The 15,248-nt window shown below is 37.1% G+C and carries 12 protein-coding genes; 7 read left to right on the top strand and 5 right to left on the bottom strand.

Translation table 11 applies throughout. The features are described 5' to 3' along the window. Positions 1 to 43 precede the first annotated feature (43 nt). The 4 genes from ALPR1_RS10720 to ALPR1_RS10705 all read right to left on the bottom strand — a co-directional run bounded on the left by ALPR1_RS10720 (position 44) and on the right by ALPR1_RS10705 (position 4,325). Positions 44 to 634, bottom strand: a complete 591-nt coding sequence (locus ALPR1_RS10720; RefSeq protein WP_008200619.1) for a hypothetical protein — start codon at positions 632 to 634, stop codon at positions 44 to 46. Between the two features lie 243 nt (positions 635 to 877). Then, positions 878 to 1,972, bottom strand: a complete 1,095-nt coding sequence (locus tag ALPR1_RS10715) for a DUF6807 domain-containing protein (protein ID WP_008200618.1) — start codon at positions 1,970 to 1,972, stop codon at positions 878 to 880. A 52-nt stretch (positions 1,973 to 2,024) separates the two neighbouring features. Beyond that, positions 2,025 to 2,927 (bottom strand): sugar phosphate isomerase/epimerase family protein, encoded by a 903-nt coding sequence (locus ALPR1_RS10710; protein ID WP_008200617.1) that lies wholly within the window; start codon positions 2,925 to 2,927, stop codon positions 2,025 to 2,027. Positions 2,928 to 2,951: 24 nt separating this feature from the next. Further along, complete coding sequence (locus ALPR1_RS10705) at positions 2,952 to 4,325, bottom strand: Gfo/Idh/MocA family protein (protein WP_008200616.1); 1,374 nt, start codon at positions 4,323 to 4,325, stop codon at positions 2,952 to 2,954. A gap of 284 nt (positions 4,326 to 4,609) precedes the next feature. On the opposite strand from ALPR1_RS10705, the gene ALPR1_RS10700 reads away from it, so the two are divergent. From ALPR1_RS10700 to ALPR1_RS10675, 6 genes are all read left to right on the top strand, one after another. Beyond that, positions 4,610 to 5,512: a bile acid:sodium symporter family protein gene (locus ALPR1_RS10700; protein ID WP_008200615.1), complete on the top strand. Its 903-nt coding sequence runs from the start codon at positions 4,610 to 4,612 to the stop codon at positions 5,510 to 5,512. Continuing rightward, positions 5,509 to 6,510: a lysophospholipid acyltransferase family protein gene (locus tag ALPR1_RS10695; RefSeq protein ID WP_008200614.1), complete on the top strand. Its 1,002-nt coding sequence runs from the start codon at positions 5,509 to 5,511 to the stop codon at positions 6,508 to 6,510. Before ALPR1_RS10700 ends, ALPR1_RS10695 begins: the two co-directional genes overlap by 4 nt. Positions 6,511 to 6,584: 74 nt before the next feature. Further along, positions 6,585 to 7,679 (top strand): 4-hydroxyphenylpyruvate dioxygenase, encoded by a 1,095-nt coding sequence (gene hppD / locus ALPR1_RS10690; protein WP_008200613.1) that lies wholly within the window; start codon positions 6,585 to 6,587, stop codon positions 7,677 to 7,679. Between the two features lie 105 nt (positions 7,680 to 7,784). Next, on the top strand, positions 7,785 to 8,366 hold the full coding sequence (locus tag ALPR1_RS10685; RefSeq protein WP_008200612.1) for a DUF502 domain-containing protein: 582 nt from the start codon (positions 7,785 to 7,787) through the stop codon (positions 8,364 to 8,366). 257 nt (positions 8,367 to 8,623) lie between these two features. After that, positions 8,624 to 9,568 (top strand): mechanosensitive ion channel family protein, encoded by a 945-nt coding sequence (locus ALPR1_RS10680; protein WP_008200610.1) that lies wholly within the window; start codon positions 8,624 to 8,626, stop codon positions 9,566 to 9,568. Between the two features lie 6 nt (positions 9,569 to 9,574). Beyond that, the gene (locus ALPR1_RS10675) at positions 9,575 to 10,558 is read left to right on the top strand and encodes a YihY/virulence factor BrkB family protein (RefSeq protein ID WP_008200608.1); all 984 of its coding nucleotides are present in this window, start codon (positions 9,575 to 9,577) and stop codon (positions 10,556 to 10,558) included. Here ALPR1_RS10675 and ALPR1_RS10670 read toward each other — a convergent pair. Then, a complete protein-coding gene (locus tag ALPR1_RS10670; RefSeq protein ID WP_008200606.1) occupies positions 10,538 to 13,321 on the bottom strand; it encodes a glycoside hydrolase family 2 protein in 2,784 nt (927 codons plus the stop codon). The genes ALPR1_RS10675 and ALPR1_RS10670 overlap by 21 nt on opposite strands. A 195-nt stretch (positions 13,322 to 13,516) precedes the next feature. On the opposite strand from ALPR1_RS10670, the gene ALPR1_RS10665 reads away from it, so the two are divergent. Then, positions 13,517 to 15,247, top strand: a complete 1,731-nt coding sequence (locus ALPR1_RS10665) for a phospho-sugar mutase (RefSeq protein ID WP_008200604.1) — start codon at positions 13,517 to 13,519, stop codon at positions 15,245 to 15,247. Position 15,248 lies beyond the last annotated feature (1 nt).

Genomic DNA, 15,248 nt, shown 5'->3' with positions numbered 1-15,248 from the left:
TCTTAATTTCATGTTTGTGATTGTTTTGTTGGTCATTGATTAATTAAATATTTGTCCATTCTATTCCTTGGAACACACCTGATTTTACTTCTATTCTCACATCCTTATCTTCATCCAAAGCAATAAAAGAAAATGTTCCTGAAATCTTTTTTAACTCAAAATCAATTTCAGTGATACTGATCTCCATTTCTCCTGTATGATTTGACCCTGCTTTGAAAATATTATCTTTTGCATTTACTGATTTTCTCTTTTCCACTCCTCCCATTGCACCTGAATATACCTCTTCAAATCCATCGATTGGAACCCATTCTTTGTACACATTACCAGCTTTCATTTCATTGATATTTTCACCGCCGATTTTTATTCCCATGGCAAAAGCTTTTCCATCTTCCTCTATTTCCACCCCGAATACTGTCAATACAAAATGGTCCTTTTCCTCCTCCAATTCAGCTACAATGAACTCTGAACCAAAAACTCCTTGTCCACTCTCCACATCAAATGGTTCTCCATCTATGCTTGCAGTAATAGTTCCATCTTTAGCAGTTTCTGGGACAAATTTTAAATCTTCCAGACAACTGAAGGAGCAAAAAGCAAGAAGAAGTATGGCAATTACATTTTTATAGTTTCTAATCATTTTCAAATAAAATTTTGCTTTTGGAGGCTATTAAAAACTGCTCAATTTAATTGTTCTAGTTTCCCACAGTTTGGTGAAGAAATTACCGAATCAAGGCCCATTTTATACCTTCAAAATACTGTATTTTCATCGTTTTCAAGACATTTGCTTCATTTATAATGAATTAAGTTCACATGCTATGCCAAAATAAAAAAGCACCATGATCTTATGGTGCTTCTAATTCTTCGAGTTTTAAGTAAAATATCAACTAGTTTTTTTCCATTTTTTCCAAGTTGATTCAATTGATTTTAAATCCGGGTTTTGATCATTTAATATGTCAATTTTAAATTTAAATGTCATTGACTCTCCAGGATTCAATTGATAATTGAGTTCCTCTTTCCCCAGACTCATGGCTTTTTGTCCAAGAGGGTTTGCTGCGAACAACCCATATCCTCTGGCATGCCAATACGTTGGATAACCCACATTCTTCGGATGGTCATAAATAACCACTGAGATTTTCTCTCCATCTATCTCCCCCTCTAAATCAACCCAATCGCCTCTGGTCCCCCAAACATCATCACCTTTCTTTCCATTACTACTGGTATACATCCCTGTGACTCCCTCATTATTCAATACAGGAACATCGGTAACTTTTCCAGAGGCATCCGTAAATAATTCAGGTTTGGTAGCAGGATGCTCTAATTCTCTAGCCATCCTAATGGCCAACATTCCTTCTTTGTTATCTGTAAAGCGAACTATCTGATCGGCAGCTGTCAAGGTAGAAGTACGCTCAATGATTCTCTCCGAATCTTTTGCTTTAAAAATAAAAGTCGTGTTTTCGACTAGGAGAACATCACCTGTATGGTTTTTCCATTCCATAGTCACAGAGAGTTTTCCTTCATTATTTTTCACTGAAACCTCATCAATACTCTTTAATGTGATGTGTCCATAATCCGACTTTTTCTCTTCTGGAATAGCATAGGAATTATTCCAAAAATCAATGCCATTAACATCGCCATAGTTAAACCAAAGCCCAATATGATGGGGATGATCAAAACGTTCTCCCGGCTTTGGATCTAAAGGCCATCCCCTGGTAATTGTGGTACCCTGGGAAGAATTAATGGGAAAAAGAACAGGCTTATCTAAGGTATCTGGGTAGATAAATGAAGTAAATAATTCTCCGTCCACTAATACATCCACCTTCTTTTCAGCTGTGTTGTCGACTAATTTTATTTCATTATTCTTAAGCTCAACTTCCTTTGAATTATTAATCACAGAGTCAAAAGTTTTATTGATTGGAGAATTGGTAAATCCCAACAAGAGCAGGATCAAAAACTGATTTATTTGAGTGAAATACATGGTTTGCTTAAATATTGGGTTTGTTAATTGTAAAAAAGAGCAAAAGGGAACATTAAACTATTCCCAAAGAATTTGCTCTTAGATTCTTAAACAGCTGGAGTTGCTCTTTTAAGGCTTCCACGCGATCATTGGGTTCCGTCCTAGCTTCCATCAGAATCCATCCTTGATAATCCATCCCAGCAAACAAATCAAACAATTCCTGATAGGGGTAGTCACCTTCATTAAATTCCCGAACATGAACAGTATCTCCAAACCATTTTTTGACGGAGTTGAAATTGGCTTCTAGGCCCGGATCATTTAAATCTTCAGGGTTGCAGTTCCAGCAAATCTTGACATTCGGGTCTGTTACTTGGTCAAAAATAGCCTTCATTACAGGCAGTTCTTGAGTTAGATGACCATGAACCTCTACTCTTACCAATTGACCATAATCACCAGCAAATTTGCCTACCTCGTTAAAGGAAGAAGCTATTTGTGCAATTGTTTTTTCTTTAGGAACATCTGCAGGTAGTGTATTGGGCTTGACTTTAATTCCAGTGGCGCCAATATCCTGACAAAGCTGTATATAAGCTTTAGTTTGTTGAATATTATCTCTAAGAATTTTTGGATCAGGGCTATGATACTCAAAATTACTTCCGTAACCCAAACAGGTTACCGGGCTATCTTCAAAACGCTTTTTTACCTCAAGACGCTCTGAACCTGAAAGTGAGGTTTCAACCCCATGGGCATGCTGAGTTCTCAGTTCTACTCCTAAGATGCCTGCGCTTTCGCAATTCTTTATCAAGGTGGGCAAATCCCAATCTCTACCCCATTGGTAGGTTACAAGACCGAATTGCATTCCATTTTTCTGCGGAGCACCAATCGTTTCAAAAGGCAAACTACCCGCTGCCAGTCCTAAACTGGCAGCAAAGCTTTTGAGAAGGAAATCCCTTCTCGAATTATGTTTCAATATGTTCATGAATTTCGGATTATTTGTGGAAAATCAGACTTTGTTAGGAACAGCATACTGATCTCTATAATCCCTTGTCAAAAGTTTATCTGCTTTCTTATTATCAACAAACATTTCCTTTTTCCCATCAAACATTAATTGGCTACCAGTTAAGTAGGAAACATTTGCAATCAGAGGCAGAACTGAAGAAACAAAACCTTCTTCAATGTCACAGTGTAGCGTCTCGTTATTTCCTGCACGGATTGCATCAATGAAATTAGCATAATGCTCAGCTCCACCTGGAGCGGCCATAAGATTATTATTTGATGAAGGAGCAGCCTCTCTCTTCTTTGACATTGCAAAGGGTTCTTTCTCTCTTTGACGATAAGCTCTCCAAGTACTTCCATCTACTTCAAGGTATCCATCAGTTCCATAAAATACATTACCAATATGGATTCCTAAATCCCCTTCACCATTGGTATATCTACCTCTTGTCTCAAACTCAAGGGTTTTGCCATCGGCATATTTAAAAATAGAAACCTGTGTGTTAGGTGTCTCTTGAGAGCATTCTTCTGGTGTAATGCCATAAATAGCTCCTGAAGAATATACAGAAACTGGATGTTCATTTTTATTTAAACCCCATCTAGCGACATCAAATTGATGTGGGCCTTGGTTTCCTGTATCGCCATTTCCTGTAGCCCAGTGCCAATGCCAGTTGTAATGTACTTTTTTCTCATTGTAAGGCTGATATTGTGCAGGACCCAACCATTGGTCATAATGTAAACTGGATGGTGGAGTGCTATCTGCTACTTTACCAAAAGAATCTCTAGGCTTATAGCAGGTTCCACGCGCCATATAAACATCTCCAATTCCTCCATCATGCAAGAATTTCATCGCTTCCATAACGTTTTCAATGGATCTGTTTTGAAACCCTACCTGAACTCTCCTATCATACTTTCTAGCAGCTTCAACCATCTTTCTTCCTTCCCAAACATTATGACTTGCTGGTTTTTCTACGTACACATGTTTTCCTGCCTGACAGGCCCAAATGGTACCTAAGGCATGCCAGTGATTTGGTACGGCAAATGAAACTGCATCGATTTCAGAGTCATCAAAAACTTTTTTCATATCCCACTCCGTCAATGGAGTTACACCAGTTTTCTCTATGACAACCTTTGACTTCGGTTCAAAATACTGTTCGTCTACATCACAAAGTGTTTTAAGGCGAACATTTCTATTGTCTTTTAAAGCACACCACTGGTTGATATGATTAGATCCTTGTCCTCGGATACCAATTACTGCTAAGTTTATGCGTTCGTTTGCACCTAAAATAGAAGCATAAGATTTTGCACTCATGCTCATACCTGCCATGGCAATCCCGGCAGTTCCAAGCACACTCTTTTTAATGAATTCTCTTCTTTGAGTCATAAGACTAAGGGTTTGGGGTTATTGTATTAGTTTAAGCTATCTATCTACTAAAATCTTTCTTAATCTAAAGATTCTCTGTATAGTATTCAATATGAATTATTTGGATAGTATCAAAAGATGCGAAATCGTTTGCACAAAACCATAAAAAAGAGAAGATTCAAGAAACAAATTCTAGCATTCAATCCAATTAGATGAGTTTATAACCCATCTTAATTGCATAAAAACAAGCTTATAAATAGTAGTAAAACTTTGAAAATTGAAGAATTCAAAGGATTTTCGGGTCAATGACCCAAGAAAGCAGTCTGGATTCTATCCAGTTAAATTTTTCTCCCAGCGACCTACTTTTGCTCAATTTGGCTTTAGCCTTGATCATGTATGGCGTCGCATTGGATCTAAGATTCAATGATTTTAAGTATTTGGCAAAAAACCCAAAGGGATTTTATCTTGGAGTTTTTTCCCAATTCCTTTTGCTTCCTTTCTTGACTTGGGGATTAATTAATATCATTCAACCTCCTCCAAGCGTAGCTTTAGGAATGTTTTTAGTTGCTGCATGCCCCGGAGGAAACATATCTAATTTTTTGACAAATTTAGCCAAAGGGAATACGGCACTTTCAATAAGCTTAACTGGAGTATCCAGTATATTGTCTATTTTCTCTACCCCATTAAATTTCGCTTTTTGGGCGAGCATGTATGCTCCCACTTCTAACTTATTGCGAGAGATCCAGTTAGATTATAAAGACGCATTTTTTACAGTAGCCTTAATTTTAGGCATTCCCTTAATTCTTGGTGTTTTGACACATCAAAAGTTCCCTCAATTGGCTGAAAAGCTATCTAAAATCTTAAAGCCAGTAAGCCTAATTTTGTTTACTGCCTTTATTATAGTCGCCTTTTTGGGCAATTTTGATATCTTCCTTTCCTATATTTCTCTCATCTTTTTATGGGTTTTAGCCCACAATTTCATTGCTTTGTTGGCTGGTTTTACCACAGGAAAAATTTTTCATCTTCCCTTGGCAGATGTAAAATCACTAACCATAGAAACTGGAATTCAGAATTCTGGGCTGGGCTTGGTATTAATCTTCACTTATTTTAATGGTCTGGGTGGAATGGCAATTATCACTGCTTTTTGGGGTATTTGGCACTTAATCTCGGGTATGGCAATCGCTACTCTTTGGAAAAATAAAGAATGAAAGACTTAATAAACTCTTGGCTTCGCTTACAAGTGAAAGTCAGCCTTCATTTCTATTTCAAAAAAATTCAAGTTCTCGGGAAAGAAAATATTCCCAAGAAAAGACCGGTTATTCTGGTAGCCAATCATCAGAATGCCTTGATCGATCCACTGCTTTTAGCCACACATACCCGACTAAAGCCCTATTTTCTTACACGTGCCTCGGTATTCAAAAACCCAATAGCAGCCAAACTCCTGGATTTTATCAGAATGCTTCCTGTCTACCGTGTGAGAGATGGTTTTTCTACTATTCAGCAAAACCAACAAATTTTTGACAAGACCTATGAAATTCTAAAGAAAAATGGGACTGTCATCATCTTTGCTGAAGGAAGTCATAGCAACGTTAGAAATTTACGCCCCTTAAGCAAAGGGTTCACTAGAATGGCTTTTGGACTTAAGGAAAAATATCCTCATTTGGACCCTGTAATTTTACCTGTAGGGATTAATTATTCTGCACATAGGAAATCAGGAAGTAAGGTTCAGATGATTTTTGGCGAAACGATAGAAGTGGATATGCCTCACTCACAGTCTGGGAAACTGACTAAGTCTGTACAGAAAGCCTTACATCAGATGGTAGTGGAAATTCCCAATGAGAATTATGATGAAAACCTGTCTAGACTAATCGAGAATGGTGTAGATCTGACAGATCAAAAAGCAGTTAATTTGTTTCTAGAAACAGGTAATGTAGAGGATCCAATCGAGTCCTATTCGGGAATAAAAAACAAACTGATGAAGATTTTTCATTTCCCATTGTATTGGATTTGGTTATGGAGAAGCCCTAAAATCAAGGATAAGGTTTTTGATTCCACAATTAAATTTTTGATTGGCTTTGCTTTAGGTCCGATTTATTACTTAGGCTTATTGCTATTAGCTTTTAACCCTAATTTTGGCACCTGGGCATTAGCATTTCTAATAATGGCATCCATCAGCCTTTGGGGAAATAGGAACCCACAGGAATAAAGCTGATTTTCGAAATGTTCTTTCGTTAATTTTTTACCTTTGGTAAAGAATACAAACCCAAAATTAACGATAATATGACAGAAGATTTTCTTCCAATTAACGGGACAGACTACGTAGAACTGTATGTTGGCAATGCCAAACAGTCAGCCCTTTACTACCAATACGCTTTTGGTTTTGAGCTCATAGCCTATGCAGGGCCCGAGACGGGTATTAAAGACCGAGCCTCTTATGTGCTCAAACAGGATAAAATCAGAATCGTACTTACCACTCCCCTTTCTCCTGACAATCCCATCACTCAGCATATTGCCAAACATGGTGATGGGGTAAAAGTACTTGCGCTGTGGGTAGACGATGCAGAAAAATCCTGGAAAGAAACTACTTCCAGAGGAGCTCAATCTGCTATCGAACCACATGTGCTGTCTGATGCCAATGGAGAGGTAAAAGTCGCTTCAATAAAAACTTATGGAGAAACCATTCATACGTTTGTTGAGCGAAAAAACTACAATGGTACCTTCCTACCAGGATATATTCCTAGAAAAAGCCTTTACAATTCCCAATCCATTGGATTGAAATATATTGACCATTGTGTAGGCAATGTAGAATTAGGGGAAATGAATCGCTGGGTGAAATTCTATGAAGATGTCATGGGATTTAAATTATTGATCACTTTTGACGATTCTGATATATCTACCGAGTATTCCGCTTTGATGTCAAAAGTTGTCTCCAATGGCAATGGATATATTAAATTCCCTATCAATGAACCTGCTGAAGGCAAAAAGAAATCTCAAATAGAGGAATACTTGGATTTCTACCACGGACCTGGAGTTCAACATATGGCAATCGCTACTGACGATATCATTTACACTGTTTCTGAATTAAGAAAGAGAGGCGTTGAGTTTTTAGAAGTACCGCAGTCCTACTATGATGACTTATTGGATCGAGTAGGAAAAATTGACGAGGACCTACAACCCTTGAAGGATTTGAACATCTTGGTTGATAGAGATGATGAAGGTTACCTACTTCAGATTTTCACCAAACCTGTGCAAGACAGACCTACTTTATTCTTTGAAATTATTCAAAGGAAGGGGGCAAAATCCTTTGGTAAAGGAAATTTCAAGGCCTTATTTGAAGCCATCGAAAGAGAACAGGAACTCAGAGGAAACTTGTAACCTAAGAGCCGGAATTAATTCCGGCTTTATTTTTTCCTTAAACCAAGAAGGATCAGATTTTTAATTTCCTCAAAAAGACTTAATTTTTTCTAAAATTTTAAGATTATGAAAAATCTACTGTCCATTTTCTCCATCACTTTTAAAGGAGGTTTATTCTTTTTACTTCCCATAATTCTGGTAGTTGTACTTTTTCAAAAAGCGATTCATTTATTACAACCTATATCGCATTTTATTGGCAATGCTTTAGGACTTAATAGGGTAATGGCACCTTACTTAGTTGCAATTTTCACCCTAATTCTGATCTGTCTTATTGCGGGATACATTTCCAAATTGGGAATAGGAAAAGCCATGATCAATTGGATAGAAAACAATATCTTGACTCTTTTCCCAGGGTATAAACTGATGAAGAGTACATTTGAAAATACTGCTGGGATCGAAATGGAAAAAGATTTTCCGGTGGTAATGGTTCCTATCGATGGATGGATGCTGGCATTTTTAGTAGAGGAATTAGATTCTGGAGAGGTTGTGGTTTTTGTACCCTCAGCACCGAATTCTTGGGAAGGAAGTTTAGTGATTTTTGATAAAAGCCAAATCAAACCTAGTGCCCTTAGCCAAAAAGAAGTGCAGAAATTATTAAGGCAATTAGGGACTGACTCCAAAGAGCTTTGGGAGAGAAATAGAAAATGAACAGAGGATCTTTTGAGCATGTAAAGAATTCCCCAATTCGGGAAAAAGATCAAGTTTTTAATTGCTACAGATATTAAATATTTAATTCCTGCTCTTATCCTAAATTCGGAGATTTAGGAGAAAAAACCATTTTTTGAAGTCTAGGGACGGGTTTTAAGAAGATTAGATCCACAGATTACTGCTAAATTTTTAAATGAAAACTGATGGGGTATTGTGGCATGATCATTTCACCTTTAAGGCGAACATAAACCAAACCCATGAGATTAGCAGAAATATTAGGGTATGATACCCAAAAAATATTCGAAAAAATAACAGAAAAACTTCAAGCCTGGGGAGATGCAGCAATTGATAATTTACCCAACCTAGTCTTGGCAATAATCATCATGACGATCAGTATTTTTTCAGCAAACAAGTTGAAAAAATATTCCCATAAATATTTAAACAAGGTAAAAATCAACCCTACGATCAGTAGGTTTTTAAGCCAGATCATATTTTTAGCAGTTTTGGTTTTGGGGATTATGCTCTCGCTTTCAGCAATGGAATTAACTAAAACCGTTTCTTCTATTCTTGCAGGATTAGGTATTATGGGCTTGGCGTTAGGTTTTGCTTTTCAGGATACTGCTGCCAATTTCATGTCAGGTGTTTTCATCACCTTCAACCAACCTTACAAAATTGGAGATGTCATTCAAACAAAAGATGGGCATGAAGGTAAAGTAATAGATGTAAATCTTCGAGTAACCAAAATCAGAACTTACAATGGTCCAATTGTACATGTTCCTAATAGAATGCTCTTCCAAGAGTATTTTATAAACTTCACCGAAGAAGGTAGACGAAGGGTACAAATAGATTGTGGGATCAGTTACGGCGAAGATTTAGAGCACGTTCAGGAAGTAGCACTTTCCGCGATGGAAGACCTTCCAAGTCGACTCAAGTCTGAAGATCCATCTATTTTCTGGACAGGGTTTGGAGATAGTTCTATCAATTTCACTTTAAATGTATGGGTGAAATTCTCCACAGATGAAATCAATTTTATTCCAGCAAGGAATGAAGCCATTCTTGCGTTGAAGAAGGCTTTTGATAAGGAAGATATTACAATTCCATTCCCAATCAGAACATTGGATTTTGGAATCAAAGGTGGTGTCACCATGAGTGAAGAAATGCAAGGGTTAACTTTTGGAAATGGTAATAAGACCGCAGACTAATAACTAATGGAAGAGAAAGAAACAGATGAGGGAACGTTCACACCAGAAAAGTTCAAGGTAAGGCATATTCCTAGCCTATTGGCTTTGACGTTTAAGCGTTGGGCTGCAACCGATCCAGCTAGATTAAGTGCTATAATTGCCTATTACGCTGTACTTTCTCTTCCTGCATTACTGGTAATTGTTGTCAATTCAGTAGGATCGATTTGGGGAGTTGATGCTGTGACAGGTCGACTTTCCTCACAAATTGAAGGCATCGTAGGAGCAGATACTGCTTCTATTGTACAAGAAATGATTGCCAGTACTCAGTTAGGTGGTAAATCTACTGTAGCAACTGTCATCGGTATAGGTACATTGATATTTGGTGCTACTGGTGTTTTTTATCACTTAAAAATCTCATTAAATGAAATTTGGGAGCTAAAAATGACGGAGAATATCGGTTGGTTCAAATTGGTAAAAGACCGATTGATAAGCTTTGGTTTTGTACTCGTTTTAGGTTTCCTGCTATTGGTTAGTTTTGTCCTTACTGCTGCTCTATCAATTTTGAGTGAATACATTAAAGAGCAGTTACCTGATGTAATATTATACTTAGCATTTGGCTTAGACTGGATTATCTCCATATCAGTTATATCGCTACTCTTTGCACTGATTTTCAGATATTTACCTGATGCCAAAATCAAATGGAAATCAGTTTGGGTTGGGGCTTTTCTTACAGCCTTATTGTTTGTTTTGGGAGAGGTACTTTTAGGCTTATACTTTGGCGCAACAGACCCGGGATCTACATACGGTGCTGCAGGAAGTATTATTTTGATACTCCTTTGGGTTTCTTATTCCTGTTTGATCTTCTTCTTTGGTGCAGAATTCACTAAAGTATTTTCTATAAAATACGGATATGGAATCTCACCAAATGAAAGCTTTTCAAGAGTTAAAAAAAAAGAAGTAATCGTTGATAAACACTATAAACCCGAGGAATCACCGGAATCTAAACCATAAAATAAGTTCTTCATTAAATGCCTTAGTGCTTTCATTTTTTGGAGACATTTCTTCTGCTGTATGAAACTTAGTACCTATAGATGGAATCTTATATAAAAAGCTAATATCTGATTTTGTCTGAACTGGTAGAACTCCTTTGGTGGAATTTTCAGGAAATTGAGGCTTAAATAAACTCAAGAATAATCCCGGAGTTTCGGTTCGAATATCAATTTCACCATCGGCTGTCTTGATTTGCAGTGCATGAAAATTGGAATAATAACCTTTAAATTCCGGATATATTAATTCTTCAAAATTTGAAGCAGTTTGGGTATTATTAAATTTCTTATTCCAAAGACCAAAATTGACTCCTTCCAATCTATTTCCCCAAACTCGGTAAGGCCCATTTGCAATTAAATTAGCCTCCTCCATTTTAGCTTCTGGATAAATAAAACCTACTCCCAGCAATTCTTCCTCTGCTCCAATTTGACCTGGAGCCTTTGCAACAAATTTGAGCTCTGAAGTTGGTAAAACAGTCCAAGTAACCTCCTTAGGGTAAGAGTCAAACATGGATTTAACTTGAATGGAGCCATCATCTAACTTTTTCCAAGTCACATCTTTCACCTGTGATTCTATTCCCTCTATCAAAGGATTTTGAGATAGATAGAAAAACTTTCGATTCACTTTAACCATTTCAAGATTTCCAGATTTTTTCCCAAAAAAGTAGATTCTACCATCTACTTCAATTTGTAAATCTGAAACTGATTCCCGCACTTTAATTGGATAAATTTCAAATTCTCCTTTTCCAAAGTATCTAGGATTCCCTTCCTTAGGCTTTCTAATCTCCTTTGACCATGTGTTGAGCAATTCTCCATGAATTCCAAAAGATTTGAGTTGGATAAGGTCTCCATCTTGCCAATTTTCAGGTATGTCTAATTTCACTTTTATAGTTTCCCCAGGTATCACTGTGGGCAATTTTATTTCCTTACTGCTTTCTATTTTCAAATTAGACCAAGCATCAATCTTAAAAATATCCACTTGAAGCTTACAACCATTAATATCCGAATACAAATACTGGTTGCTGACTTCAATTTCCTTTGAATTGTTATCAAGAGAATCAAATCCATGTATTTGAATAGGAGACCAAATGGACTTAATCGTGTAAAAACTACCTTCTTTTTCTCTGTAGGGTCCTAAAATACCATCAGGAGCATGATTTCCATCCGAATCCAATTTACCATCCAAATCAACCCGCTTTACTGCTTCATCTGAAAACACCCATAAAAACCCTCCGGCAAACAGGGGATTTGGCTTGTATTTATTCCAAAAATCATTCAACCCTGCCCCAAGACCTCCGTCATACAAACCGTGAAGCCATTCAGTAGGCATAAAAATCTCTCCACTTTTATCAAGTCTTCCTTCTCGTGTGTCATAGGTAGGATAATGGAATGTATCTATATCATTCCTAAGCAGCCAAGGGTATATGATAGGCCTTTTTTGTATATCATATTGATGAAAAGCAAACTCATTCTCAAAATTCCATCCTCCTTCATTTCCATGATCCCAAATAACCACAGAAGGATGATTGGCATCTTTTAAAACTGCTTCTTTGATCAGCTTCGGTCCTATTTCCGTGTCATAGCCATCTTGCCATCCTGTTACTTCATCTAAAACGAATAGCCCAAGTGAATCCGCCAACTCTAGAAAACGTTCGTCAGGTATATAATGTGACATACGAACAGCATTCATATTCATTTCCTTCATCAAACGAATATCTTCCAAATGATTTTCTTCACTTAAAGCCCTTCCTGTGCTTGGATAAAATGAGTGCCGATTTACTCCTTTGAAAATCACACGAACATCATTCACATAAATCCCATCTTTTGGTCTCAACTCAACTGTACGAAAACCCAATTTTTCCTTTTTCTCAAATAAAATTTCCCCCTCTTCCATCAGCCTAAAAATTGCTGTATACATTTTAGGGGATTCAGGATTCCATGAACTCACATTTTCAAATTGATGATTTAACCAAACAGAATCGGAGTTCACTACTTGGCTAAATTTCCCTAAGGATGTTTGTTCATCCGCGGTTTTAAGTTCTACATCAACTCTAGCATTTTTCGGATATTTATCTAAGGTCAAGACAGCTTGAAACTCACCTCCTGCTTTTGGGTTCAGAGCAATTCTGCTAAAATGATATTTGGGTAAAATCTCCAAAAATACCGGTCTAAAAATCCCTCCAAAAATCCAAAAGTCAGATTCTCTTTCAGCTTTGTTAACAGATTCATTTTCTGATACTTTAGAAACTTTTACTTCAAGTACATTTTGATCATCAAAATCCAAATATTTACTGATATCATATTTAAACCGATAAAAGCCACCTTGGTGAATATCTCCGACGATTTTTCCATTGACTTTAACTTCGGTATCAGTCATTACACCATCAAAAACAAGTTGGATAACTTTCCCCTTCCAGTCTTTATCAGCGTAGAACTCTGTCTTATAATTACCTATTTCTTTACCCAGTTTTATCTTGGAATCCTTATGATCATGTCCATAATTGAAGGTTCCAAATCCCTGAAGCTCCCAATTAGAGGGAACGGGAATTTTTGACCAGATACCTGCATTTCTACCATCACTAACTTTAAAATCCCATTGCACTGCTGAAGCGACATCCTTCCCACTTAAATATACTCTCTCATAAGAGTTATTTGTCTGGGAGAAAACTGGAAGAGAAAATGCAAATAAAAAGGCCTGAAAGCAGGCTACTCGAATCAGGTGAGTCATGAAGTGGGCTTAATGAATTTTCTTAAAATTAGTTTTATTCTATACTTTAAAAAATCCATTGTTGTTCGACGGCAAAAGAAACCGAATAACTCAGTCTATTTCTTAGACAGATTTTAAAATAGGAATGATTTCTGCCAAAGAAATGGCATTAATTCACATTTTATCTAACTTAGAATTCAAAGTAATTTTTAACATATGAGCGTAATAGATCCTGCTACTCTATCGAAAGCCCAAAGTTGGCTAGATGGAAACATTGATGAAGAATCAAAGAATGAAATTAAGAAGTTGATCGATGAAAATCCATCCGAACTGTTGGATTCATTTTATCGAGATCTAGAATTTGGGACTGGAGGATTAAGAGGCTTGATGGGTGTGGGTACCAACAGGATGAATGTTTATACTGTTGGGATGGCAACGCAGGGACTAGCCAATTATTTATTAAAGTGTTTTCCCGGTGAGGACATCAAGGTTGCAATAACTCATGATAGCAGAATTAACAACACATTATTTGCTACGACTACTGCCAACGTACTAACAGCTAATGGAATTAAAGTTCTATACTTTAAAGAAATGCGACCTACCCCAATGCTTTCTTTTGCTGTAAGGCATTATGGATGCAAAAGTGGTGTAATGATTACTGCTTCCCATAATCCCAAAGAATACAATGGCTATAAGGCTTACTGGGAAGATGGCGCACAAGTGGTTGCCCCTCATGACACAAACATTATCAAAGAGGTTCAGAAAATCACCTCCTTTGATATGGTCAACTGGAATAAGAAAGATGAATTGTTCAGCTATATAGAAGAGGATTTTGACGCCATTTATTTAGACCTAGTCAAAGGTTTAAGTCTAGCTCCTGAAGAAATTCAGAAGCAAAAATCCATGCCTATCGTTTTTTCTCCAATTCATGGTGCCTCTGGAAAAATGGTCCCTGCCGCGATCAAAGCATTTGGATTTGATAATATCCATGTAGTTAAAGAACAAGCAGAGCCTGATGGAACTTTCCCAACAGTAGTTTATCCAAATCCTGAAGAGGCTGAAGCCTTAACACTTTCAGTAAAATTAGGTAAAGAAGTTGGAGCTGAATTAATATTAGCCTGTGACCCAGATGGAGATCGTTATGCAGCCGCAGTTCCAAACGAAAGTGGAGAGTTTGAATTGTTAAATGGAAATCAAACAGGGTCCCTCCTAACCTATTATTTACTGAGTAGATGGAAGGAAGCTGGGAAATTGGATGGAAAACAGTTTATGGTTAACACCATTGTAACCACAGAATTGATTGACAGAATATGTGAAGGATTTGGTGTAAAGTGTTTTTCTGTATTGACAGGATTTAAAAATATCGCAGCTATCATCCTTGAACTTGAAGGCAAAGAGAAGTTTGTCGGTGGTGGAGAAGAGTCCTATGGATACCTAGTAGGTGATTTTGTGAGAGATAAGGATGGTGTTAGTGCTTGTGCCATGGTGGCGGAAGTAATCGCATACTACAAGTCTCAAGGAAAAACAGTCTTTGATGTTTTGGCAGAGATTTATGAGAAATTTGGCTTCTACAAGGAGAATTTAATTTCAGTGACCAAAAAAGGAAAAGATGGGGCTGAGCAAATTCAGGCTTTGATGACAAACTTCCGCGATAACCCACCAAAAGAAATGAATGGACAAAAGGTGGAAAAAATCGTTGATGTAAAAGCCAGCACTATAACCGAAGTTGCTACAGGTAAGGTAGAAAAGTTAGACATGGACAAGTCCAATGTTATGCAATTTTACTTAGCTGATGGAAGTAAGATTTCAGCTCGGCCATCTGGAACCGAACCAAAAATCAAGTATTACTTTTCCGTCAATCAACCATTGGATAATGGAAAAGAATACAGGAGTTGTGAAAAAGAATTGACCCAGAAATTAGAAGGGTTAAAACAATATTTCAGCTAAA

This window comes from Algoriphagus machipongonensis, assembly GCF_000166275.1.
GTDB lineage: Bacteria > Bacteroidota > Bacteroidia > Cytophagales > Cyclobacteriaceae > Algoriphagus > Algoriphagus machipongonensis.
This window is presented reverse-complemented; position numbering and strand designations above follow the sequence as displayed.